This is a genomic window from Salipiger sp. H15, from assembly GCF_040409955.1.
In the GTDB taxonomy this organism is placed as follows: Bacteria; Pseudomonadota; Alphaproteobacteria; order Rhodobacterales; family Rhodobacteraceae; genus Salipiger.
Map to the genome: position 1 here is coordinate 338,134 of NZ_CP123385.1, position 24,373 is coordinate 362,506.

The 24,373-nt window shown below is 70.3% G+C and carries 20 protein-coding genes; 10 read left to right on the top strand and 10 right to left on the bottom strand.

Features of this window, described 5'->3' with window-relative positions:
* The first annotated feature begins 86 nt into the window (after positions 1-86).
* Positions 87-755 carry a hypothetical protein gene (locus PVT71_RS15880; RefSeq protein ID WP_353475036.1) on the top strand — a complete coding sequence of 223 codons (669 nt, stop codon included), beginning with the start codon at positions 87-89 and terminating at the stop codon, positions 753-755.
* A 25-nt stretch (positions 756-780) separates the two neighbouring features.
* Here PVT71_RS15880 and PVT71_RS15885 read toward each other — a convergent pair whose 3' ends face one another.
* The 8 genes from PVT71_RS15885 to PVT71_RS15920 form a co-directional block, all read right to left on the bottom strand.
* Positions 781-2,550 (bottom strand): ABC transporter ATP-binding protein, encoded by a 1,770-nt coding sequence (locus tag PVT71_RS15885; RefSeq protein ID WP_353475037.1) that lies wholly within the window; start codon positions 2,548-2,550, stop codon positions 781-783.
* 14 nt (positions 2,551-2,564) lie between these two features.
* Entirely contained in the window at positions 2,565-3,524 is a 960-nt protein-coding gene (locus PVT71_RS15890; protein ID WP_353475038.1) for an acetamidase/formamidase family protein, read from the bottom strand.
* 4 nt (positions 3,525-3,528) lie between these two features.
* On the bottom strand, positions 3,529-5,148 hold the full coding sequence (locus PVT71_RS15895) for an ABC transporter substrate-binding protein (RefSeq protein WP_353475039.1): 1,620 nt from the start codon (positions 5,146-5,148) through the stop codon (positions 3,529-3,531).
* A 133-nt stretch (positions 5,149-5,281) separates the two neighbouring features.
* Entirely contained in the window at positions 5,282-6,202 is a 921-nt protein-coding gene (locus tag PVT71_RS15900; protein ID WP_353475040.1) for an ABC transporter permease, read from the bottom strand.
* Entirely contained in the window at positions 6,202-7,089 is an 888-nt protein-coding gene (locus PVT71_RS15905) for an ABC transporter permease (RefSeq protein WP_353475041.1), read from the bottom strand. Before PVT71_RS15905 ends, PVT71_RS15900 begins: the two co-directional genes overlap by 1 nt.
* Positions 7,082-7,684, bottom strand: coding sequence for an ANTAR domain-containing protein (locus tag PVT71_RS15910; protein WP_353475042.1), 603 nt, complete (start codon positions 7,682-7,684; stop codon positions 7,082-7,084). Before PVT71_RS15910 ends, PVT71_RS15905 begins: the two co-directional genes overlap by 8 nt.
* On the bottom strand, positions 7,681-8,781 hold the full coding sequence (locus tag PVT71_RS15915) for a transporter substrate-binding protein (RefSeq protein WP_353475043.1): 1,101 nt from the start codon (positions 8,779-8,781) through the stop codon (positions 7,681-7,683). The genes PVT71_RS15910 and PVT71_RS15915 overlap by 4 nt, the downstream gene beginning before the upstream one ends.
* A 199-nt stretch (positions 8,782-8,980) precedes the next feature.
* The gene (locus PVT71_RS15920; RefSeq protein WP_353475044.1) at positions 8,981-9,844 is read right to left on the bottom strand and encodes an isocitrate lyase/phosphoenolpyruvate mutase family protein; all 864 of its coding nucleotides are present in this window, start codon (positions 9,842-9,844) and stop codon (positions 8,981-8,983) included.
* Positions 9,845-10,211: 367 nt separating this feature from the next.
* Between PVT71_RS15920 and PVT71_RS15925 the strand changes: the two genes are divergently transcribed.
* The 5 genes from PVT71_RS15925 to PVT71_RS15945 all read left to right on the top strand — a co-directional run bounded on the left by PVT71_RS15925 (position 10,212) and on the right by PVT71_RS15945 (position 17,347).
* Entirely contained in the window at positions 10,212-11,294 is a 1,083-nt protein-coding gene (locus PVT71_RS15925; protein WP_353475045.1) for a tricarboxylate transporter, read from the top strand.
* Between the two features lie 108 nt (positions 11,295-11,402).
* Positions 11,403-13,385, top strand: coding sequence for a tripartite tricarboxylate transporter permease (locus tag PVT71_RS15930; RefSeq protein ID WP_353475552.1), 1,983 nt, complete (start codon positions 11,403-11,405; stop codon positions 13,383-13,385).
* Positions 13,386-13,395: 10 nt separating this feature from the next.
* The gene (locus PVT71_RS15935; protein ID WP_353475046.1) at positions 13,396-14,496 is read left to right on the top strand and encodes a 4-oxalomesaconate tautomerase; all 1,101 of its coding nucleotides are present in this window, start codon (positions 13,396-13,398) and stop codon (positions 14,494-14,496) included.
* A 182-nt stretch (positions 14,497-14,678) separates the two neighbouring features.
* On the top strand, positions 14,679-16,361 hold the full coding sequence (locus tag PVT71_RS15940; protein WP_353475047.1) for a thiamine pyrophosphate-dependent enzyme: 1,683 nt from the start codon (positions 14,679-14,681) through the stop codon (positions 16,359-16,361).
* Positions 16,358-17,347 (top strand): D-2-hydroxyacid dehydrogenase family protein, encoded by a 990-nt coding sequence (locus PVT71_RS15945; RefSeq protein ID WP_353475048.1) that lies wholly within the window; start codon positions 16,358-16,360, stop codon positions 17,345-17,347. The genes PVT71_RS15940 and PVT71_RS15945 overlap by 4 nt, the downstream gene beginning before the upstream one ends.
* Here the strand turns inward: PVT71_RS15945 and PVT71_RS15950 are convergent.
* The gene (locus tag PVT71_RS15950) at positions 17,313-18,254 is read right to left on the bottom strand and encodes a LysR family transcriptional regulator (RefSeq protein ID WP_353475049.1); all 942 of its coding nucleotides are present in this window, start codon (positions 18,252-18,254) and stop codon (positions 17,313-17,315) included. The two genes, PVT71_RS15945 and PVT71_RS15950, sit on opposite strands and share 35 nt — an antisense overlap.
* A gap of 62 nt (positions 18,255-18,316) precedes the next feature.
* Between PVT71_RS15950 and PVT71_RS15955 the strand changes: the two genes are divergently transcribed.
* Positions 18,317-19,072, top strand: a complete 756-nt coding sequence (locus PVT71_RS15955) for a sulfite exporter TauE/SafE family protein (RefSeq protein WP_353475050.1) — start codon at positions 18,317-18,319, stop codon at positions 19,070-19,072.
* On the opposite strand, the gene PVT71_RS15960 is transcribed toward PVT71_RS15955, so the two are convergent.
* Positions 19,073-19,984, bottom strand: coding sequence for a LysR family transcriptional regulator (locus tag PVT71_RS15960; protein ID WP_353475051.1), 912 nt, complete (start codon positions 19,982-19,984; stop codon positions 19,073-19,075). It lies immediately after the preceding gene.
* Between the two features lie 81 nt (positions 19,985-20,065).
* On the opposite strand from PVT71_RS15960, the gene tcuA reads away from it, so the two are divergent.
* The 3 genes from tcuA to PVT71_RS15975 all read left to right on the top strand — a co-directional run bounded on the left by tcuA (position 20,066) and on the right by PVT71_RS15975 (position 24,371).
* Entirely contained in the window at positions 20,066-21,460 is a 1,395-nt protein-coding gene (gene tcuA, locus PVT71_RS15965; RefSeq protein ID WP_353475052.1) for an FAD-dependent tricarballylate dehydrogenase TcuA, read from the top strand.
* Positions 21,450-22,508 (top strand): tricarballylate utilization 4Fe-4S protein TcuB, encoded by a 1,059-nt coding sequence (tcuB, locus tag PVT71_RS15970; RefSeq protein ID WP_353475053.1) that lies wholly within the window; start codon positions 21,450-21,452, stop codon positions 22,506-22,508. The genes tcuA and tcuB overlap by 11 nt, the downstream gene beginning before the upstream one ends.
* A 129-nt stretch (positions 22,509-22,637) precedes the next feature.
* Complete coding sequence (locus PVT71_RS15975; protein ID WP_353475054.1) at positions 22,638-24,371, top strand: FAD-dependent oxidoreductase; 1,734 nt, start codon at positions 22,638-22,640, stop codon at positions 24,369-24,371.
* The last annotated feature ends 2 nt before the right edge of the window (positions 24,372-24,373 follow it).

Genomic DNA, 24,373 nt, shown 5'->3' on the forward strand with positions numbered 1-24,373 from the left:
CGCGGTTTGCCTTGCCCTGCCCCGGCGCGCAGCTAAGCTTGGCGCTGACGCGGGGACATGCGGGCCGACCGGAGCGGAGGGGCGCCTTGAGGAACCTGGATTTCAGCTCCTGGGAAGGGCTGCTCAGCACGCTGCTGGGGCTCGTGCTTTTCACGATGCTCGCCGTCGGCATGCGGGTCTTCATGATGCTGACGCTGCAGCAGCGCCAGCAACGGATGAACCGCCAGATCAACGAGCGGCTTAAGACGCTGATCGCCGCCTACAAGGTGCTTGGCGGCTCCTTCACCGGGCAGCTCGAAGTCGATCCCAGCCACATGCGCGAGATCCGCGAGCGCAGCGCCGAGGCCGAGGCGGGTATGCCGGGTTCCGGCTCCGACCGCCCCCGCCGCATCCGCGACGCGGTCGAGGCGGCGCTTTCCGACATCCTGCTGCTGGGCACGGACGAGCAGGTGCGGCTCGCGGCGCAGGCGGCGAACCAGATGGCCGCGGGTCAGCCGATCCGGACCGGCGAGCTCGTCGTCTCGCTGCGCGATTACATCCGCAAGGCGCTCGACCTTTCCGAGATCCCCGGGGACGTGACCATCCCGCTGCAGGGGCCGACCCGGCCGGGTTCCGGCTCGGGCAAGTCCGGCAGCCGCGAGAGCGGCTCGGGCGGCAAGTCCGGCGGCGGTGGTGGTGGTGGTGGCGGCATGGGGATGGGCATGGGGCTCGGCATGGGCGGCGCGGGGCGCCACGCCGACGACGAGGGTTCCTGACCCGCCCTCCTGCCTCCGCCTGACCTCAGGCCTCCTCCGCCACGAGGTGGCCACCGCCGACATCGCGCAGCGCGAGCCGCGCCGGCGCATCCCCCAGCGCGCGGATCGGCGAGGGCATCTCGCCGGCGGGACGCACATGCGCCCGGCCCCGGCGTGCCGGATCGGGGATCGGCACCGCGTCGAGCAGGCGCTGCGTGTAGGGGTGGCGCGGATCGCCGAAGACCTGATCGCGCGTGCCCATCTCGACCACCTGCCCGAGGTACATGACCGCCAGCCGGTCGACCACGTTCTCGACCACCGCCATGTCGTGGCTGATGAACAGGTACGAGACGCCCATCTCCTCCTGCAGCTCCTCGAGCAGCGCCAGCACCCGCGCCTGCACCGACACGTCGAGCGCCGAGACGCTCTCGTCGCAGATGATCAGCTTCGGCTTCAGCGCCAGCGCCCGGGCAACGCAGATGCGCTGCCGCTGGCCGCCGGAGAACTCATGCGGGTAGCGGCTCATCTGCTCGGGCGTGAGGCCGACGCGCTGGAAGAGGTCGGCGGCGCGGGCGCGGCGCCCCTCGGCGCTGCCGACGCCGTGGATCAGCAGCGGCTCGGCCACCGCCTCGCCGACGGTCATGCGCGGATCGAGCGCCGCCATCGGGTCCTGGAAGACCATCTGCACGTCGCGGCAGATCTCCTTGCGGCCCTGCGCGGTCAGCTCCGAGAGCTTCCTTCCCGCGACCTCGATCAGGCCGTGATGCGGCACGAGCCCCGCAAGTGCCTTGGCGATGGTGGACTTGCCACAGCCGGACTCGCCGACAAGGCCGAAGGTCTCGCCGGGGCGGATGTCGAAGCTCACCCCCTCGACCGCGTGCACGCGGTGGGTCGGGCGGCCGAAGAAGTTCGCGCCGATGTCGAACCGCACCTGCGCATCGAGCAGCCGGGCGACGGGCACCGGCGCCTCGGGCGGCAGCGGCGCGGCGCGCTCGGCCCCTGCCCCGAGCCGCGGCACGGCGGCCAGCAGGTCGCGGGTGTAGGGCTCCCGCGGGGCCTCGAAGATCTGCGCCACCGGGCCGGATTCGACCACGCGGCCTGCCTTCATGACGACGACGCGGTCGGCGGTCTCGGCCACCACTCCCATGTCATGGGTGATGAGGATGATGGCGGTGCCGGTCTCGGCCTGCAAATCGCGCAGGAGGTCCAGCACCTCGCGCTGCACCGTGACGTCGAGCGCGGTGGTGGGCTCGTCGGCAATCAGCAGCGCCGGGCGCATGGCGAGCGCCATGGCGATCATCACCCGCTGCCGCATGCCGCCGGAAAGCTCGTGAGGGTATTGCCCCATGCGCCGCTCGGGTTCCGAGATGCGCACCCGCCGCAGCGCCTCGACGGCGGCGGCGCGGGCCTCGCGCAGGGGCAGCGCCTCGTGCGCGCGGATCGCCTCGACGAGCTGCGTGCCGATGCGGTGCACCGGGTTGAGCGAGGTCATCGGCTCCTGGAAGATCATCGCCACCCGCGCTCCGCGCAGCCCGCGCATCTCGGCCTCGGGCAGCGACGGCAGGTCGGTGCCCTGCAGCAGCGCCTGCCCGGCGGTGACCGAGACGTTGTTCGGCAAGAGCCCCATCAGTGCCAGCGAGGTGATCGACTTGCCCGAGCCGCTCTCGCCGGCGATGGCCAGCGTCTCGCCCGCGGCAAGATCGAAGCTCAGCCCCTCGACCAGCGGGCGCACGACGCCGCGGTCGCGCACCGAGACCGTCAGGCCGCGCACCGACAGGAGCGGCGTGGCGGCCGCCCCCGGGACGGGAGCAGCCATGGTTTGCGCCAGCATCATTCGAAGACCGCGCGCGGGAAGTAGAAGGACACCACCCAGTTCGGCGCGTCCACGATCTCGGAGATGCGCAGGTCGCCGCAGGTCGAGACCAGCATGTAGGCCTCGACCGCCGACATGCCGTGCTGCGCGCAGAGCAGGTCGACCATCCCGGCCACCGCGTCGCGCGCCCCGCTCATCAGGTCGGGCCCGACGCCCGTGGTCACCTCGTAGCCCTTGGCGTCGAGGTGATTGGTCACCGGGCCCGGCGTGGTGAAGCGCGGCATCTTGAGGTTCGCGCCCTTCACGAGGTCGAGCGTCAGCGTCACGTCCATCGGGCTTTCGATGGCGGTGCCGCAGACCTCGCCGTCGCCCTGCGCCGCGTGGGTGTCGCCCACGGAGAAGAGCGCCCCCGCCACCTCGACCGGCAGGTAGAGCACCGTGCCCGTCGAGATGTCGCGGATGTCGAGGTTGCCGCCGGTGCGCCGCGGCGGCACGATGGAGTGCAGGCCGGGCTCGGCCAGCGCGACGCCGATGGTGCCGGTGAAGGGCTTCAGCGGCACCTTGCCGGTGCTGCCCCAGAGCGCCGGGGCCATGGTATCGGCGTCGTACTTCCACATGGTCAGCGCCGGGTCGGTGAACTGGTCGGCGAGCAGGCCGAAGCCCGGGATGTTCGCCGTCCAGCCCCAGCCCGAGCCCTCCTGCACCCGCGGGGCAAAGCCCTCGAGGGTGATCTTCAGCGCGTCACCGGGCTCGGCCCCGTCGATGTAGATCGGGCCCGAGACCGGGTTGATCTTCGAGAAGTCGAGCGCGGCCACGTCGGCCACGGTGCTCGACGGGCCAAGCTGGCCCGCCGAAGAATCCATGCAGTTGAACAGGATCGTGCTGCCCGGCGCGACCGTCAGGGCCGGGGCAACGGAGTTGTCCCAGCCGAAATGGTGCTGCGCGCCGTGGATCGTGTAGTCGCAATGCTTGCACATGGGATCACTCGGTCACGTAGACGTAGTCGTAGTTCACCGGGATCGACACCGGATCGACGTAGAGCGCGTCATCGCCGCCCATGCGCTCGGACTTCATGGTGTAGCGCTGCTCGTTGAACACCGGCACCCAGGGCGCCTCTTCCATGACCTTCATGTAGACGTCGGACCACATCTTCAGCCGCTCGGGTGCCGAGGGATCGGTGAAGCTGTCGGCCTCGGTGGCCATGGCGTCGATGCTCTCGTCGCAGAACTTCGACCAGTTCCAGCCGCCCTCGCCCGCGCCGGCGCAGCCGAGGATCGGGCCGTAGAAGTTCGAGGGATCGGGGAAGTCGGCGATCCAGGCCATGCCGCCGGACCAGATCATCGGGGCCTCGCCCGCGCCGCCGGCCTCGATCACGTTGGCCTGCGCGAGCGAGCGGATCTCGACATCGACGCCGATCGCCTTGAGATCCTGCTGGATCGCCTGCGCGATGCGCGGGTTGGGATCGGTGTTCATCACGTAGAGCTCGGTCGAGAAGCCATCCCCCAGACCCGCCTCGGCGAGCTTGGCCTTGGCGCCCTCGACGTCGTAAGGGTAGCCCACGTATCCCTCGGTGTAGCCCGGCATCGACGGCGGCAGCGGCTGGGTCGCCGGCACGGCGCGGCCGTTGATGATCTGGGTGATGCGCTCCTTGTTGATCGCCATGTTGATGGCCTCGCGCACTTCGAGCTTGTCGAGCGGCTCCATGCCGACGTTGAGGGTGATGTAGCCGGTGTGAAGCTGGCCGCCCTCGACGACGCGCGCGGCCTGCGCCGGATCGCCCATGACCTCCTGGAACTTCGCCGGGGGGATGCCGTCGCCGGGCACGTCCACCTCGCCCTGCTGCAGGCGCAGCAGCGCCACGATCGGCTCCTGTCCGACCTCGAAGGTCACGCCGTCAAGGTAGGGCACGCCGTCACGCCAGTAGTCGGCGTTCTTCTCGAAGACGAGCCGCTGGCCGATGGTCCACTCGCCGAGCTTGAAGGCACCGGTGCCGACCGGGTGCTTGCCGAAGTCGGCGCCGAATTCCTCGACCGCCTCCGACGGCACGACCGAGGCGAAGTTCAGCGCCATCACGTGCAGGAAGGTGGCATCGGGGCGCGAGAGGGTGATCTTCACCGTCAGCGGATCGACCACCTCGACACCCGAAAGCGTGTCGGCCGCGCCCGAGGAAATCTCGTCGAAGCCCGCGATCGAGGCGAAGAAGCCCGCGCCGGGCGACTGGGTCTCGGGGGTGGTGACGCGGTCGAGCGAATATTTCACGTCCTCGGCGGTCATCTCGCGGCCGTTGTGGAACTTCACGCCCTCGCGCAGCTTGAAGGTGAAGACGGTGCCGTCCTCGCTCACCTCGTAGCTCTCGGCAAGGCCGGGGCGCAGCGTGGTGGTGCCGGGCACGTAGTCCATCAGCCCGTCGAAGAGCGACTTGATCATCGACCAGTTCTGCCAGTCGTAGCCGATCGCCGGGTCGAGCGTGGCGACGTCGTCCTTGTAGGTGACGGTGATCGTCCCGCCCGCCTTGGCGTTGGGATCGGGCGTGTAGTCCTGCGCGAGCGCAGGGATCGCCGAGGCGAGCAGGATCGCGGTGGAGGTCAGCAGTGCTTTCATCTTGTCGTTCTCCCTGTTGGTTTTCTTGACCGTTGTCCGTGAGTGGTGGCGCGGGTCGTTTTGCTGAGTGGTGGTCGGGTCGTGAGTGGTGGTCGTCTGGCCCCGGAAAATGCCGGGACTTGGGGTAATGGGGTCAGCGCAGGCGGATGCGCGGGTCGATGAAGGGCGTGATCAGGTCGGCCAGCAGATTGCCGAGCACGATGGCGGTGGCCGAGACCATGGTGACGCCCATGATGATCGGGATGTCGACGCGCTGGATCGCCTGCCAGGCAAGCTGGCCGATGCCGGGCCAGCCGAAGACGCTCTCGACCACGACGATGCCCCCCATGAAGATGCCGATGTCGATGCCGATCATCGCGATGATCGGCAGGATGGCGTTGGGCAGCGCGTGGCGCAGCAGCACCCGGCTGCGGGTCAGGCCCTTGGCGCGGGCGGTGCGGATGTAGTCCTGCCGCAGCACCTCGACCATCGACGAGCGCATCATCCGGCTGTACCAGCCCGAGCCCATTATCCCGAGCGTGACGGCGGGCAGCACGAGATGGGCAAAGGTGCCGTACCCGCCGATCGGGAACCATCCCAGCTGCACCGCGAAGAGATAGAGCAGCAGCAGCCCCACCACGAACTGCGGCGCCGAGACCGCGACGAAGCTGGTCACCATGAGCCCCTGGTCGAGCGGGCGGCCGCGGAACACGGCGGCGACGATGCCGAGCGTGAGCCCGATCAGCAGCTCGCAGAAGATGCCCCCCGCCATCAGCAGCAGCGAGGCCGGCAGCCGCGCCGAGATCAGCGAGGCGACCTCGGTCTTCTGCAGGTAGCTGCGGCCCATGTCGCCTTGCAGCAGGCCGGTCAGGTAGCGCCAGTATTGCACCATCAGCGGTTGGTCGAGCCCGAGCTGGTGACGGATGTTCTCCACCGTCTGCGCCGTGGCCGAGCGCCCGGCGATTTGCCGCACCGGGTCGGCGGGCAGCACGTAGAGCAGCAGGAAGGTGATGAAGCTCACCCCCAGCAGGATCAGCGCGGACTGGATCAGGCGGCGTGCGAGGTAACCCGGCATCAGTCGTTCCCCCTCTGGGTCGGGTCGAGCACGTCGCGCAGTGCGTCGCCGACGAGGTTGAAGGCCAGCGCCAGCAGCAGGATCGCGGCACCGGGGATGAAGACCAGCCAGGGCGCGGCCTGGAAGTAGGTCTGGTTCTCGAAGATGATGTTGCCCCAGCTCGGGGTCGGCGGCTGCACGCCCACGCCGAGGAAGCTCAGCGTCGCCTCGAGCAGCACGGTGACCGAGATGCCGAGCGTGCCCCAGACGATCAGCGTCGGCACGAGATGCGGCAGGATGTGGCGAAAGAGGATGCGGGTCTGCGAGGCGCCGAGGGTCTTCTCGGCGGCGATGAACTCGCGCTCGGCAAGGCTTGTGGTCTCGGTATAGACGACGCGGGCGGTCTGCACCCAGTTGACCAGCGCGATCACCATGGCGACGATCCAGAGCGAGGGCTGGAAGATCGCGGCGAGGCAGATCGCCAGCAAGAGCGCCGGGAAGGCCATCATCAGGTCGGTGAAGCGCATCAGCAGCGCGCCGAGCCAGCCGCGCACGAAGCCCGCCAGCACGCCGACCAGCGTGCCGATCACCAGCGCCACGCCATTCGCCACCACGCCGATCACCAGCGAGGTGCGCGCGCCGTAGAGCATCCGGCTGAAGAGGTCGCGGCCCAGAAGGTCGGTGCCCATCACGAACGGACCACCCGGGGGCAGCGGCTCGCCAATGAGCGTCAGCCCGTCGAAGAGCTGCTCCTCGGGCGGAAAGGGCGCGATCCACGGCGCGAGAAGCGCGCCGCCGACCACCAGCACGATGATCGCCAGCCCGAAGAGCGCCAGCTTGCGCCGCAGCAGGCGGCGCAGCGGACCCGCCGGTGCGGCCGGGACGGAAGGGGCTGCGGTGTCAGCCATGGATGCTGTCCTCGTCTTTCGGAGGGTTGGAGGCGGCGACGATCCGGTCGGCCGCCTCTTCGAAGCTGATCCGCCAGGCCATCGCCATGGAGCGCAGCTGCTCGTAGGCCTGGTCCTCGGTCTTGCCGCGCGCGGCCAGCAGCGCGACGGCGCGCACCACGGTCTGGCGCTGGCCGAGGCGGCGGCGCAGCGTGTCGATCTCGCCCGCCAGCTCGACGCGCGCGTCGAAGGTGGCGCGGGCGATGAGCAGAGCCGAGTAGACGCCGCCGTCGCCCACGGGCTTGAGAATCTGCGCATCGGCGCCGAAGTTCATCAGCCACTCGATGCGGCCCGGCGCCTCCGACCCGATCAGCGCGATGGTCGGCAGCGGCGCCTCGCCCGGCTCCCAAGGGAACTGCTCGTCATAGGCGGTGTCGACGTCGATGAAGAGGTAATCCGCCCCGCGCGCCGAGGCCGGCAGGTCGGGCCAGTGGCAGCTCACCTCGAGCCCGATCGCCTGCAGCTGGCGCACCAGCGCGGTCACTGTCGCATGCGGGCGGTGCAGGATCGCGGCCCGGGCGCCGCCCAGCTCGGGAATGTGCAGCCGCCGTCTCATTTGACCACCCGCAGCCGGGTCGGCGCGGTCTCGCGCTCGCGCGTCAGGTAGGGATCGCCCTCGACCGGCGCGCCGGTGCGCAGCGGCACGAAGGCCCCGTCCCGCACCTGCGCGATGGCGACCGGCAGGCGGGTGTGGTGGGTGCGCGCGCTCAGCCCCATGCGCGCCGCGCGCGGCTGCGCCAGCAGCTCCGACAGCGGCAGCGCCTCGGCGCCGGGCGTGCCCGAGAGCAGCCGCGCCAGCATCATCACCGAGGCATGGCCGGCCGCCTCGAGCGAGGAGCCGAAGTCCTCGCGCCCGAAATTGCCGGGCAGCGCCGGGTGTTGCCCGCGGAACCACGGCCCCGCCGAGATCAGCCCCTCGGCCGCCGCGCCCATGGCCGCAAGCTCGCATTCGGTGACGTTGCACGACAGCACCGGGCAGTTCCCGGCGCCGAAGTACGGATCGCGCTGCCGGAGTTCGGCCATCGCCGACAGGAAGGCGTATTGCGACGGGCCGATCAGCTGGTTGAGCACGAAGTCGGGCTTGAGGTCGGCGATCTCCTCGACGATCCGCGTGATCTCGGTGGAGCCGAGCGGCAGGTAGCGCTCGCCCAGCACCTCGCCCCCGGCGCGCATGCCGATCTCGCGCGCCAGCCGGTTCATCTCCCAGCCCCAGATGTAATTCGAGCCGGTCAGGTAGCTGCGCGTGCCGAACTGCGCGAAGACGTAGTCGAGCAGCGGCAGCAGGTGCTGGTTCGGGCAGGCATGGGTGTAGACGATGCGGTCAGACGCCTCGAACCCCTCGTAGGGCGTCGGGTACCAGAGCGCCCCGTCCATCCGCTCGAGCGCCGGGATCACCTCCTTGCGGCTCCACGAGGTGGTGCAGCCGATGACGTGGCGCGCGCCGCTGCCCTGCAGGATCTCCTCGCAGAGCGGGGCATAGGCGTCGATGTTGCCCTGCGGGTCGCGCTCGATCGGGCGGAAGGTGATGTCCAGCGACGGATCGGCGTTCACCTCGGCGACCGCCTTCAGCGCGCCGGTCCTGCTCGCCTCGGCAATGAGGCTGTAGGTGCCGGTGCGGGAAAACAGGATCCCAAGGTCGATCTCGCGCGTCACGCTGCCTCCAGAAACGAAAAAAGCCCCGCTGATCCCAGCCGTCCAGAGGGACGGAATGCGGGATCGCGAGGCGCTTTTGCCAACTATGTTCGGTAGCTTGATCCGCGCAGGAGCCGTGCCGTGTCAATGCCACGTGGGTCTCCGTCGCGGCATTATGGCAGAATTCCGGCCCTCATGCCCGAAAATTAGGCAACAGGCGTTACGTGGCGCTGCCTTCGGTCAAGTAGCGGGAGATGAGCGCCTCGTAGCGTGCCGCCTCGCTTAGCTCGGACATGAGGTCCTCGGGCTTTCCGGCAGCCGCTGCACCGGGCGTGGCGGCGAGGCTGTCCCAGGCGGCGGAGACCGCAGCGGGCAGGGTCCGGTGCGGCGTCAGGCAGATGCGCACGCCGAGCGCCGCGAGATCGGCCCCGGCCAGCGCGCCCTTCGGCTCGGGGATCACCAGCGGCAGGCGCGCCGCGGCCCGCGCGCTGGCGAGCAGCCGCGGATCGCGCGCGCCGGTGACGAAGAGCGCATCCGCTCCCGCCTTCCCGAAGGCGCGGGCGCGGGCGATCAGGCTGTCCTCGTCCTGCAGCCGCGCGTCGGTGCGCGCAATGATGACGAAGGACGGATCGCGGCGCGCGGCGAGCGCCGCCGCGATCTTGGCCGTGGCCTCGGGCAGCGACACGAGGCTGCCTCCCGCCGCGCCGAAGGGCCGCGGCAGGCAGGTGTCCTCCAGCGTCATCCCCGCGACCCCGGCCGCCTCCAGTTCCTCGACCGTGCGCATCGCGTGCAGCGCGGGTCCGAACCCGTGGTCGGCGTCGACGATCAGCGGCAGCGCCCCCACCCGGCAGATCCGGCGGCAGAGCCCGGCGAACTCGTCGAGCGAGAGCAGCGCATGGTCCGGCGCGCCGAGCACCGCCAGCGCCGCGACCGACCCGCCGAGCATCCCGAGCCGGAAGCCGAGCCGCGCGGCGGCGCGGGCCGTCAGCGCGTCATAGACGGACGCCGGGCGCACGCAGTCCCCGCCCGCGAGAATGGCCCGCAGCCGGGCCCGCGCCTCTGCCACGTTGATCGTGTCGTTCATGGTCCCTCTCCCGCGTCAAACCAATGAATACCATGGTGTACAATTGTGGAAACGGTTCAAGAGCTTCCTTCGAGAGGCCGTTTCGGCAGCGACATCCGGGTCGGTGAAGACGGGGACGCGAGGCGTTTTTCGTGTTATCAAGTTGATCTTGCTGGAGAAAATTTGCCGAGACTTGGGCAGGACGTGACCGCGACGCCCCCGCGTATGCGGCGAATCCTATGAGGCCATGGATAAGTTTCATGCATGCAAAGTTTCCTTATATAAATTTGATTTGAGAGACTCCCACTGACATCCTCCCCCTGTCGCCCGGCCTCGGCCACGGCGATCCCGCGCACGGGAGAGCACGGGGAACATTCGGGAGGAAAACATGAAACGTACCGCATTTGCCGGGACCGCCGCGGCGGCCCTGATGGCGACCGTGGCCTCGGGCACGATGGCCGCCGACTTCTCTGGAAAGACAGTCGAATACACCATTCCCTTCGCGGAATCCGGCGGCTCGGCGCAATGGGCGAACTTCTTCGCCCCGCTGCTGTCCGAGGCGCTGCCGGGCAAGCCGACCGTGGTCGTGCGCTACCGCCCCGGCGCGGGCTCGACCGAGGGGGCCAACTGGTTCCAGGGCGAGCAGGACAAGGGCGACGGGCTGACCATCTTCGGCGATTCCGGCTCGACCAAGTTCCCCTACCTGCTCGGCGATCCGCGAGTGCGCTACGATTACACCGGCTGGCAGCCGGTGCTCGCCTCGGCCACCGGCGGCGTGGTATACCTGCCGCCCGACCTCGGCGCGAAGTTCGACGGCGACATGGACGACCTCGGCGGCGAGATCTACCTCTACGGCTCGCAGGGCGCGACCACGCTCGACCTCGTGCCGCTGCTGGCCTTCAAGATGCTCGGGCTCGACGTGGACCCGGTCTTCGGCGTCGAGGGGCGCGGCGACGGGCGGCTGATGTTCGAGCGCGGCGAGTCGAACATCGACTACCAGACCTCCTCGGCCTACATCGCCAACGTCCAGCCGCTGGTCGACGACGGGCTGGCCGTGCCGATCTTCACCTGGGGCGCGCTCGACGACGCGGGCAACATCGTGCGCGACCCGACATTCCCCGACCTGCCCTCGTTCAAGGAAGTCTGCGCGGCGACCGCCGCCTGCCAGACCGAGGGCGTGGCCTGGGACGCGATCAAGGCCTTCATCATCGCGGGCTTCGGCAACCAGAAGACCATCTTCCTGCCCGCTTCGGCATCGCAGGAAGTGGTTGACGCCTACACCGAGGCGCTGCGCTCGATCGTGACCGCCGACGGCTTCGCCGACGCCGCGGCCGAGGTGCTGGGCGTCTACCCGCAGCTGGTCGGAGACGGCGCCGTCTCGGCCACCGAGCAGGCCACCGCGATCAGCCCCGAGGCCAAGCAATACGTCCTCGACTGGCTGCAGGAGGATTACGGCATCACGATGCAATGAGCCATCGCGCCGTGATCTGACCGCCCGCCCGGGGGCTTTCCGGGCGGGTCCGTCCATCCTCTACCAGTGGAGTCTCTCGTGGACACGATCCTGCAGGCCCTGCCTCACATGGGGCAGGCCTTGACCCTTATTTTCCAGCCGAAACAGCTGATGTACCTCGTGTGCGGCGTGCTGCTCGGCCTCTCGATCGGGGTTCTGCCCGGTCTCGGCGGCATCGCCGGCCTCGCGCTGCTGCTGCCCTTCATGTACGGGATGGAGCCCGTCGCGGGCCTTGCCCTCATGGTCGGGCTCATCGCGGTCATCCCCACCTCGGACACGTTCTCGTCGGTTCTGCTGGGCATCCCCGGCTCCTCGGCGAGCCAGGCCACGGTGCTCGACGGCTTTCCGCTGGCCAAGCAGGGCCACGCGGCGCGGGCGCTATCGGCGGCCTTCACCGCCTCGCTCTTCGGCGGGCTCTTCGGCGCGGTGATCCTGTCGTTCTTCATCCTGATCGCGCGGTCGCTGATCCTTGCCTTCGGGCTGCCCGAGATGCTGATGATCACCGTGCTCGGCATGTCGATGGTGGCGATCCTCGCCGGCCGCGTGCCGCTCAAGGGTGTCGTCGCGGCGGGTGCGGGGGTGCTCTTCGGCACCATCGGCGCCGCCCCGGCGGGTGGCAGCCTGCGCATGTCGACCTACGACATCCCCTATCTCGTCGACGGCTTCCAGCTCGTCATCGTCGGCCTCGGCATCTACGCCGTGCCCGAGATCGTCTCGCTGCTGCGCCAGGACCGGCCCATCGCCGAGGGCGGCACGCTGGGCGACGGCTGGGGCCAGGGCGTGCGCGACTGGTGGCAGCACAAGTGGCTCTCGGCGCGCTGCGCGGTGATCGGGGTGATCGTCGGGGTGATCCCCGGCCTCGGCGGCTCGGTCGTCGACTGGCTGGCCTACGGCTCGGCGGTGCAGACCGCCAAGGACCGCTCGAAATTCGGCCAGGGCGACATCCGGGGCGTCATCGCGCCGGAAAGCTCGAACAACGCCAAGGAGGGCGGCGGGCTCGTCCCGACGCTGATCTTCGGCATCCCCGGCTCGGGCTCGATGGCGATCTTCCTCGGCGGGCTGGCGCTGCTCAACATGACGCCCGGCCCGCAGATGGTGCGCAACAACATCGACATCACCTACACGATCGTCTGGTCGCTGGCGCTGGCCAACGTGGTCGGCGCGGGCCTGTGCATCCTGCTGTCGAAATGGATCGCGAAGATGACCACGATCCGCTTCACCATCATCGCGCCCTACCTCTTCATGATCATCGCCTTCGCCGCCTTCCAGTCGCGGCAGTCGGCGCTCGACCTCGCGGCGCTGGTGTTCATCGGCATCATCGGCATCATGCTGCGCCGCTTCGACTTCTCGCGCCCGGCCTTCCTGATCGGCTTCGTGCTGTCGCGGCAGACCGAGATCTTCGTCAACCAGGCCTACCAGATCTCGGCCTCGCGCTTCCACCGCTCGGCGGCGATGGGCTGGGACTACATCCTGTCGCCGATCACCATCGGGTTGCTGGTGCTGACCATCCTGTCGGTGGTCGTCGGCATCCGCGCCTCGAAGAACATCCGCGAGAACATCGACGCCCCCACGGGCGGCAAGCGGGCCCCGGCGATCTTTCTGGGGATCCTCGTGGCCTATGCCGCGCTCAGCACGATCGACGCCTGGGGCGTGGGGCGGCTGCAGGACCGGATCTTCCCGCTCACCATCGGCCTCGTGACGCTGGTCGGCGGGCTCTTCCTGCTGCTGCGCATGGCGCGGTCCCCGGCCACCGACGACGTCTTCATTGACATCGAGCGCGGGGCCGAGGGCGAGGCGCCGATGGGGCTCTGGTCGACGCTGGCCTGGTTCGTGGCGCTTGTCGCGATGACCTTCGCCTTCGGCCTCTTCATCGCGCTGACGCTCTTCCTGCTCGCCTTCTTCCGGGTGCGCGGCCGCTTCGGCTGGCCCGGAACTCTCCTGGCGACGGCCATCGGCCTCGCCTTCATCACCGGTCTTGCCTGGGTGCTTGGCCGCGATCTGCCGCCGGGCTGGCTGCAGACGCTTGCCGACCTGCCCTGGCCGCTCACCTGAGGAACGCTCCATGACGCAAACCGCGATCCCCTATCACTTCCTGCGAGGCGGCACGTCGCGCGGGCCCTACTTCCGGCGCGAGCACCTGCCCGCCGACCGCGAGACCCTGACCGAGGTGCTTCTGGCCGTGATCGGCGCGGGCCACCCGATCAACATTGACGGGCTCGGCGGCGGCAGCGCCGTCACCACCAAGGTCGCGATGCTCTCGCCCCCCAGCCGCGACGACTGCGATGTCGACTTCTTCTTCGCGCAGGTGGCGGTCGACAAGCGCGAGGTCGACTACCGGCCGACCTGCGGCAACATCCTCGTCGGCGTCGGCCCGGCGGCGATCGAGATGGGTCTCGTCCCCGCCCGCGACGGCGAGACGGTCGTGCGCGTCCACGCGGTCAACACCGAGGCGGTGATCGAGACCGTGGTGCAGACGCCGGGAGGCAAGGTCGCCTACACCGGCGACTACGCCATCCCCGGCGTGCCCGGCACCGCCGCGCCGATCCGGCTCAGCTTCATGGAGGCTGTCGGCTCGGTCACCGGCGCGCTGCTGCCCACCGGCAGGCTGCGCGACGTGATCGACGGGATCGAGGTCACCTGCATGGATGTCGCCATGCCGGTGATGATGGCGAGGGCCGAGGACTTCGGCCTCACCGGCTACGAGACGCAGGCCGAGCTCGACGCCAACGGCGCCTTCTTCGAGCGCGCCGAGGCGATCCGCCTCCGCGCCGGCGAGATGATGGGGCTCGGCGACGTGTCGAAATCGGTGACCCCCAAGATCGCGCTGCTGGCGCCGCCGCGCAACGGCGGCACGATCACCGCGCGCTACTTCATGCCCTGGGCCTGCCATCCCTCGATGGCGGTGACCGGCGGGCAGTGCATCGCCACCTGCACCATCCTGCCCGGCACCGTGGCCGACGGTCTTCCCGCCGGGCTGGGCGCGCTGCCGAGCCCGGTCCCGGTCGGCATCGAGCACCCCTCGGGCACCTTCGAGGTGGTGGTCAACCACGAGCGGCAGGGCGACGGCATCGCCGTGCAATCCGCCGGCGTGGTGCGCACCGCGCGCCTGCTCGCCCGCGGCGAGGTGCTGATCCCCGAGGCGGTCTGGCCCGGCGCAGGCTGAGCCGGCCTCCCCCGCGCGGTCGGCCCGCCAGCGCCGCGCCGCGCGGGACCCTCTTCCGGACCCGTCCACGCGCCCGCCCCGCGGCGGCGCGCCGGAAAGCGTGTCCGCTCCCGCCACCGTAAGGCGCCGCCGGACCCATGGCGCGCGCCGCACAGACCCACCGATCCAGAGGACAGCCGGCCATGGCCCTGCACGTTTTCGAACATCTCGCCGACTGCTTCGCCGCGGAACAGGTCGACACCTGCTTTGCCCTCCTTGGCGACGCGAACATGAACTTCGCCGCGGCGCTCGCGCAGCGCGGCACCCGGATGATCTACGTCCGGCACGAGCATTGCGCCGTCGCTGCCGCCTCGGCGTACGCGCGCAAGGCCGGCAAGGTCGGGATCGCCACGGTCACCTGCGGGCCGGGGCTGACGCAGGTGCTCACCGCCCTGCCCGCCGCGGTGCGCGCCCGCCTGCCGCTGGTGATCTTCGCCGGCGAGGCGCCAATCGGCTCGGCCTGGTACAACCAAGGGCTCGAGCAGGCGCCCTTCGTCACCGCCTGTGGCGCGCGCTATCACCGGCTGCACCACGTTCCGCGCATGGCCGAGGCGATCCGCGACGCCTTTGTCGAGGCGCAACAGGACCGCGTGCCGGTGGTCATCGGCGTGCCTTTCGACCTCCAGGCAAAGACCCTCGACGCCGCGCTGCCGCGCCCCGCGCCCTCGGCCGAGATCCTGCCCGCGCTGGCCCCGCTGCCGCCGCATCCCGACGCCGTGCCGACGCTCGCCGCACGTATCAATGCGGCGCGGCGCGTGGTCATCATGGCCGGGCTCGGCGCGGCCGACTCCGGCGCGGCGGGGGCCTGCCGCGCGCTCGCCGAAAGGACCGGCGCCCTCCTCTGCACCACCCTGCCCGCGCGCGGTCTCTTCCACGGCGAGCCCTATTGCCTCGGCGTCGCGGGGGGCTTTTCCTCGACGCTCGCGCGCGGGCTCTTCGCCGAGGCCGACCTCGTGCTCGCCTTCGGCTGCCGCCTCACCCAGCACAACCTCGACAAGGGCAAGCTCTTCCCCGCCGCCGACATCGTGCAGATCGACGTCGCGCCGCGCGCGGTGAGCCAGGGGCTCGTCGCCGCCCGCCACCACCTGCGCGGCGACGCGCGGCTGACGGCCGAGGCGCTGGTGGCTGCCACAGAGCCGCGCCCCGGCTGGCGCAGCCCGGCGCTTGCCCGCGCCATCGCCGAGGCCCCCGCCGACACCGCCAGCTTCCCGCCCGAGGAGGATGTGCTCGACCCCCGCGACGTGGTCGCCGCGCTCGACGCCGCCCTGCCGCGCGGCTGGCAGATGGTGAATTCCTCGGGCCATTGCTCGTTCTTCTTCGCGCACATGAAGCGGCCCCATGCGGAGTTCCTGACGATCCGCGAGTTCGGCGCGATCGGCAACGGCATCTCCTACGCCATGGGTGTCGCCGCCGCCCGGCCCGGCGACACGGTGGTCATGTTCGATGGCGACGGCTCGCTGCTGATGCACGTGCAGGAGCTCGAGACCTTCCGCCGCCACGGGCTCAACATCCTGATCTGCGTGCTCAACGACGGCGCCTATGGATCCGAAATCCACAAGCTGCGCGACGAGGGCCTGCCCGAGGACGGGGCGGTGTTCGGGCGCACCGACCTTGCCGCCATCGCCCGCGGCTTCGGCATCGGCGGCGAGCGCGTCACCGACCTTGCCGCGCTGCCCGCGCTCATCGAGGCTTTCGCCCGGCGCGGCGGTGCGGCAGTGTGGGACTTCCCGGTCTCGGACCGGGTCGTCTCGCCGGTGATCCGCCGCGCCCATCCGGGCGGGCACAGCGGCACCGAACATCCCGTTTCGCTGGAGGGCCTGCTGTGAAGGTTCACATTCTCGACGATTGGTACGATTCCCTGCGAGGCCTGCCATCCTTCGCGCTGCTGGAAGGCCATGAGGTGACGGTCTGGACCGACCGCGCGCCCGATGCAGCCACTCTGGCCGCGCGGCTGAAGGGGGCCGAGGCGGTGGTGCTCTTCCGCGACCGTACCGCGATCACCGCCGAGCTGGCCGCGGCGCTGGACGGGGTGAAGCTGATCGCCATGCGCGGGCAGCACAACCACGTGGACGCCGAGGCGCTGAGCCGCGCCGGGGTGCTCTTCTGCTCGAAGACCGGGCGCGAGGCGCCGTCGACCTCGACCGCCGAGCTGACCTTCGGGTTGATCATCGCGGCACTGCGCTACCTGCCCGAGCAGATCGCCTCGGCCCGCGCCGGGGCGTGGCAGGGTGAGGCGCCACTCGGGCGCACCGTGGCGGGCAGGACGCTCGGGCTCTACGGCTACGGCGGGATCGCAAGGGCGGTCGCCGGCTACGCCCGTGCCTTCGGCATGGAGGTGCAGGTCTGGGCCTCGGATGAGGGCCGTGCCCGCGCGCGCGCCGAGGGCGTGAGCGTCCCCGAAAGCCGCGAGGCGTTCTTTGCCGGCTCTGACGTGGTCTCGCTGCACAAGCGCCTGACGCCGGAGACCAAGGGCGAAGTGACGGAGGCCGACCTGATGGGCATGAGCCCCGACTCGGTGCTGGTGAACACCTCGCGCGCCGGGCTGATCGCGCCGGGCGCGCTGCTCGCGGCGCTGGAGGCCGGGCGGATCGGCCGCGCCGCGCTTGACGTCTTCCCCGCCGAGCCGGTGGAGAACCCCGCCGATCCGCTGCTGTCGCATCCGCGGGTCATCCCCACCCCGCACGTGGGCTTCGTCACCGCCGAGACGCTCGACCTGCAGTTCGGCGACATCTACGGGCTGGTCAACGCCTATGCCGCGGGGGCGCCGGTCGAGATGATCAATCCCGAGGTCTGGACGCCCGTTCCGAGCTGAGCGCGACATGCGCGCGGAACTTCTTCAGCAGCTCCCCCTCGATCCGGTCGAGCAGCGCCGCCGCGTTCTCCGAGATCGGCACCCCGCGCCGCGACACGATGCCGAGCGTGCGCTGCAGCCGCACCCCGCGGAAGGGCACCGCGACGAGCGAGGCGGGCGCCATGGCGATGGCGCTTTCGGGCAGGATGGTGAGCGCGATCCCCGCGCTCACGAGGCGCATCGCCAGCGTCGCGTTCTGCACCTCGAAATGCCACAGGATGCGGTCGCGCATCTCGCCGAAGGCCGACTCGAGCAGTTGGCGGTTCTTCGACTGCGAGCGGATGCGCGCCAACTTCAGCCCCGCGATATCCTCGAGCGTCACATGACTGCGCCGCGCGAAGTCGTGGTCCCCGGGCACGAAGAGCTGGTAGTCCTCGTCGACCAGCGGCCGCAGCCGCAGGTCCGACAGCTCCGCCGAGACGATGGTGATGCCGAACTCCGCCGCGCCGTTGCGCACCGCGCCCGAGATGCGGTCCACCGGGATGTCGAGCACCTCGAAGGCGATGTCGGGGCGCTCGCGGCTCAGGGTCTGCAGCACCTGCGGCATCACCGCGTTGGCGATCGACGGCAGGCAGGCGAAGGCGAGGTTCCGCGCCTGCCTCTGCGCCCCGGAGCGGACAGACTCGTAGGTGTCGTAGAGCGATTTCAGCAGCGCCCGCGCCTCGGGCAGCAACCCCTGTCCGATGGCGGTCAGCGACACCTCGCGGCTCGAGCGGATCAGCAGCGGCGAGCCGAGATCGTCCTCGATCTTGCGCAGCCGGTGCGAGAGCGCGGCCTGGCTGAGGTTCAGCGCCTCCGCCGCCCGCTGGAACGAGCCGTAATCGGCGATGGCGACAAAGGCCTCCAGCCCCAGGTAATCAACCCGCATCCCTTGTTCCCCCCCGCAATAGGTGAGACCCTACCGCACCTTACCTCAAGAGCAAGCCCGACATGATCCCTTCCCTGCTGCTGCCCGACGGCATGGCCGAAACCGTTTTCGCCGTGCTCATCGGCACGAGCTTCGCCGCCTCCTTCATCACCGTGGCCTTCGGCATCGGCGGCGGCGGCATCCTGCTGGCGGTCATGGCGACGCTGGTGCCCCCGGCGGCGCTCATCCCCACGCATGGGGTGATCCAGATCGGCTCGAACTTCGGGCGCGCGGCGCTGACCTTCCGGCACATCTTCTGGCCCGCCATTCCCGCATTTGCGCTGGGATCGGTGATCGGCGCGGCGGCGGGCGGCGCCATCGCGGTGACCCTGCCGCCCTCGATCATGCAGATCGGCATCGGCGTCTTCGTCATCTACTCGGTCTTCGCCACACCGCCCAAGGGGCTGCGCGACTGGCCTGCAATCGTCGGCGCGGTGTCGAGCTTCCTGACCATGTTCTTCGGCGCGACCGGGCTCTTTGTCGCCACCTTCACCAAGTCGCACAACCTGCCGCGCCATTCCCATGTGGCGACCCACGCCGCGCTGATGACCGTGCAGCACGGGGTCAAGACCATCGCCTTCGGGTTGCTCGGCTTTGCCTTCGCGCATTGGTGGGCCTTCATCGTCGCGATGATCGCGGCGGGTTTCGTCGGCACCATGGCGGGCAAGCTGCTGCTCAACCGGATGGACGACAAGCGCTTCCGCCTCGCGCTCGACGCGATCCTGATCCTGCTGTCGGTGCGGCTGATCTACGCCGGGCTGCGCGACCTGCTGGCCTGATCAGCGGCCCTGCGCACCGGCGGCGATCAGGTCGTGCAGCTTCTGCGCGTCCGGCGAGAGCCGCGCCTTCAGCCGCGTGACCTGCCAGAAGCCGCGCGTCACCTCGGGCCCGGCCAGATCGCAGAGCGCGTAGTCCTCGCCCCCGGTCAGCGGCACCGCCGAGAGCGGCAGCGGCGCGATCCCCAGCCCCGAGCGCACCATCTCCAGCGAGGTCGCTGTGCGCTGCACCTCGTAGCTCCAGTGCAGGCTGATCCGGTGCCGCGCCATCACCCGGTCGATCAACGCGCGGTTGCCGCTGCCCTGCATCGGCAGGATCAGCCGCTGGCCGGAGAGGTCGCGCCACTGCACCGGCCCCTTGTCGGCGAACGGGTGCTGGCGCGGCACCGCCAGCACGATCCGGTCCTCGAGCAGCGGCTCGAAATGCAGCCCCGGCTCCTGCGTCGTCAGCGAGCTGAGACCGAAATCCGCCTCGCCCGCCAGCACCGCCTCGGCGACCTCGTTGGCCAGAAGGTCGAGGATGCGCAGCCGCGCCGAGCCCGCGACGGTCGAGAAGAGCCCCGCCGCCGGGATCAGCAGCCGCGGGATCGAGCTTGGCACCGCGGCGACGGTGACGATGGTGGCGGTCTGGTGGCGAAAGCGCGCGGTCTCGTCCTGCATCTCGCGCAGGCTCTCGCGCGCGTCGTCGAGCATGGTCTGCGCGCGGGCCCGGAACCGCTTGGCCGCGAGCGTCGGCCGCACCGAGCGCGTCGTGCGCTCGAAAAGCGGCGTGCCGAGCTCCTCCTCGAGCGACCGGATCCGCCGCGTCAGGGTGGATTGCGAATGCCCGAGGTGCCGGGCCGCCGCGACGAACGATCCGGTTTCGCACAGGACGAGGAAGGCTTCGAGATCGGCGAAGTCGAAATTGATGCGCATGACGGCATAATCTCTCTGACAATTGCAATTATCAAGAGAGATCGCGGTTGCTAGCCTTTTCCCTGCAAGAGGAAGCACATCGTGACGACACAAGACGACAGATACGACATCGTGGTGCTGGGCGGGGGCAATGCCGCGCTCTGTGCCGCGATCACCGCGGCGGAGGATGGCGCGAAGGTGCTGATCCTCGAGGCCGCGCCGAAATCCTACCGGGGCGGCAACTCGCGCCACACCCGCAATTTCCGCTGCATGCACGAGGCGCCGATGTCGGTGCTGGTCGAGAGCTACGGCGAGGAGGAATACCTCGCCGATCTCCTGAGAGTGACCGGCGGGCGCACCGACGAGGGGCTGGCCCGCATGGTGATCCGCCAGTCGCAGGAGTGCCTGCCGTGGATGGAGGCGCATGGCGTGCGCTTCCAGCCCTCGCTCTCGGGCACGCTGTCGCTGGCGCGGACCAACGCCTTCTTCATGGGGGGCGGCAAGTCGCTGGTGAACGCCTATTACCGCACCGCCGAGGCGCTCGGGGTCGAGGTGCTCTACGACGCTCCGGTGCGCCATGTCGCGCTCGAGGGCCAGCGCGTCACGCGGGTCGAGTATGAGCACGCGGGCAAGCTCCACACGCTGCGCCCGCGCGCGGTGGTCGTCGCCTCGGGTGGCTTCCAGGCCAACATCGACTGGCTGACCGAGGCCTGGGGACCCCCGGCGCGCAACTTCCTCATCCGCGGCACGCCCTACAACCGGGGCACGGTGCTGAAGGACCTGCTGGATCAGGGCGTGACCTCGGTCGGCGATCCCACCCAGTGCCACGCCGTCGCCATCGACGGGCGCGCGCCGAAATACGACGGCGGCATCGTCACCCGGCTCGACTGCGTGCCCTTCTCGATCGTCGTGAACAAGAATGGCGAGCGCTTCTACGACGAGGGCGAGGACGTCTGGCCCAAGCGTTACGCGATCTGGGGCCGTCTGGTGGCGGCGCAGCCCGATCAGGTCGGCTATGCAATCATCGACTCGCGCGCCCTGCCGCTCTTCATGCCCTCGGTCTTCCCGCCCATCGAGGCGGCCACGCTCGACGAACTGGCGCGGAAGATGGAGCTGCCCGAGGAGAAGCTGCTTGCGACGGTCGCGGCGTTCAACGCCGCCTGCGGCGACACCTCAAGCTTCCACCCGACCGAGCTCGACGGGGTGGCCACCACCGGCCTCACCCCGCCCAAGACCAACTGGGCCCGGCCGATCGCCGAGCCGCCCTTCTACGGCTACTCGCTGCGCACCGGGGTCACCTTCACCTACCTCGGTCTGAAGGTCGACGAGACCGCGCGCTGCAGCACGGAGACGGGCCGGATCGAGAACCTCTGGGCCGCCGGCGAGACCATGGCCGGCTCGATCCTCGGCCAGGGCTACCTGGCCGGGTACGGAATGACCATCGGAACGGTGTTCGGCCGCATCGCCGGACGGGAGGCAGCGCGCCATGTACGATAACCCAATCGAGGAAGCCCGCCGACAGGCACAGATCTGCAACGCCTGCCGCTATTGCGAGGGCTACTGCGCCGTCTTCCCGGCGATGCACGCGGGGCGGTTCTTCTCGGACGGCGACCTGACGCAGCTCGCCAACCTCTGCCACAACTGCCAGAACTGCCACTACGCCTGCCAGTACACCGCCCCGCACGAGTTCGCGCTGAACCTGCCCGGCGTGCTGGCCGAGGTCCGGCAGGAAAGCTGGGAGGAGACCGCCTTCCCCGCCCCCCTGGGCCGGGCGTTCCACCACAACGGCACGCTCATCGCGGGGGTTGCCGTACTCGCCATGGCACTGCTCTTCTGGGCCGCGCGGCACCTTTCCAGCGGCGGCACGGGCTTCTACGCGGTGATGGCGCATGGCGCGATGGTGGCGATCTTCCTGCCCGCCTTCCTGCTGCCGCTCGCCGCGATGGGCGTGGGGCTGCGCCGCTACTGGCGCCGGGTCGGGGGCGGTCCGGTGACGCTGGCCGACCTGCGCGCCGCCTTCGGCTCGGCCGCCACCATGCGCAACCTCGCGGGCGGGCATGGCGACGGCTGCAACTTCGAGGAGGAGGACGTCTTCTCGCAGCGCCGCCGCGTGATGCACCAGCTGGTGATGTACGGCTTCCTGCTCTGCTTCGCCGCCACCGCGACCGGCACGATTTTGCACTACGGATTCGGCATCGAGGCGCCCTACCGGCTGCTGTCGCTGCCCAAGCTCTTCGGGGTCATCGGCGGGCTCATGCTCTGCGCCGGCACGCTGGGGATGATGCACCTAAAGGCAAAGGCCGCGCCCGACCTGCAGGCGCCCGAGGTGCGCGGCGGCGAGTTCGGCTTCATCGCGCTGCTCTTCACCGTGAGCGCCTCGGGGCTCGCGCTCTACGCGCTCGGCGGCACCTCGGCGCTGGAGGTGCTGCTGGCGCTGCATCTCGGGGCGGTGCTCGCCTTCTTCCTGCTCATGCCCTACTCGAAGATGGCACATGGCTTCTACCGCCTCGCCGCCCTCGTCCGCGACGCGCAGCGCAAGCGATGACGGCGGGGGGTGAGGCGGATCGGGGCATACCGAACGCTTATAGCCGTATCGGGATTTCGTTTTTGGCGCGATCACCCAAGCCCGCTAACACTGGACGAGACCCCGGAACCCCATCGCAAGCCACGAGAAATGTCGCTTGATCCCACCCCGACACAGACCGGCAGCGCGGCATCGGACCAGCCCCGTCCGGCGCTGCCGGAGCGCGTCGACCTGATCGTGCTCGGGAGCGGCGCGGCGGGGCTCGGCGCCGCGCTGACCGCGGCGCTCGGCGGGCTCGACTGCCTCGTGCTCGAGCACCGAGGCACCCTCGGCGGCACCTCGGCCCGGTCCTCGGGCACGGTCTGGGTGCCGGGAAATCCGCAGTCGGGCGGCGATGCCGATCTTGCCGAGGCGGTGCGCTATCTCGATGCCCTCGTCGGTGACAAGGCCCCGCGGGAGATGCGCGGCGCCTTCCTCGACAGCGCCCGCGAGATGCTCGCCGATCTCAGCACACATGCCGGGCTCGCGCTGCGCCCGCTCACCGCCTCGCAGGACTACCGACCCGAGCTGCCCGGCGCGGCGCCGGGATCGCGCGCGCTCGAGCCGCTTCCCTTCGACGGGCGGCAACTGGGCAAGGACTTCGCCACGCTGGCCGAGCCGCTGCGGGAACTCATGCTCTTCGGGCAGGTGATGGTCACCCGCGCCGAGGCGGCGCAGTTGCTCCGGGCCGACCGCTCCGCGCGTGGCGCGGGACTTGCGCTGGCGCTCATGGGTCGCACCGCCGCCGACCGGCTGCGCGGCTACCGGCGCGGCACGCGGCTGGTCATGGGCAACGCGCTGGTCGCGCGGCTCTACCGCGCCTGCCGCGACCGCGGCGTGCGGGTCCGGACCGGGGCGCATGTCACCGCGCTGACATCGGACGCAGGGCGCGTCACCGGCGTCACTCTTGCGGACGGCCAGCGGGTCACGGCGGCGCAGGGCGTGGTGCTTGCAGGCGGCGGTTTCCCGGCAAGCGCCCGGATGCGCGCCGAGCAGATGCCGGAGCCCGTGCCCGGCTTCACCCCCGCCGCGCCCGGCTGCGACGGCTCGACCCTGAAGCTCGGGCTCGAGGCGGGCGGACGGCTCGGCCCGCCGGGCGCCGACAATGCCCTCTGGTTCCCGAGCTCGATCTTCACGCGCGCCGACGGCAGCCACGTGCCCTACCCGCATATCGTGCTCGACCGCGCCAAGCCCGGCGCGATCATCGTCGGGCAGGACGGCCGGCGCTTCGCCAACGAGGCACTGCCCTACCACTACTTCGTCCGCGCCATGTACGCCGCCAACACGAACGGCCAGACCATCCCCGCATGGATGATCTGCGACCGCGGCTTCATCGCGCGCTACGGCTTCGGCGCGATCCGCCCCCGCACGCCCCATCTCGGGCGCTACATCGCCAGCGGCTACCTGATCACCGCGCCCGACGCCGGAGCGCTGGCACGCAGGCTCGACCTGCCGGCCGAGGCGCTGGCCACGACGCTGGCGCAGGTCAATGCCGATGCGGAGACCGGCACGGACAGCGCCTTCAGCCGCGGCGAAAGCGCCTATGACCGCGCGCTCGGCGATCCGGATCACGCGCCCAACCCCTGTTTCGGCAGGATCGGCCCCGGCCCGCTCTATGCGCTGCGGATCGAACCCACGCCGCTCGGCACCAGCCGCGGGCTGGTCACCGACACCCACGCCCGGGTGCTGGATGCCGCGGGCATTCCCATCCCCGGGCTCTACGCCTGCGGCAACGACATGCACTCGCCCTTCGGCGGCGAGTACCCCGGCGCGGGCGCCCAGCTCGGGCTGGCGCTGACATTCGGCTGGCGCGCGGCACGGCACGCCGCCGGCATCGGCACATGAGG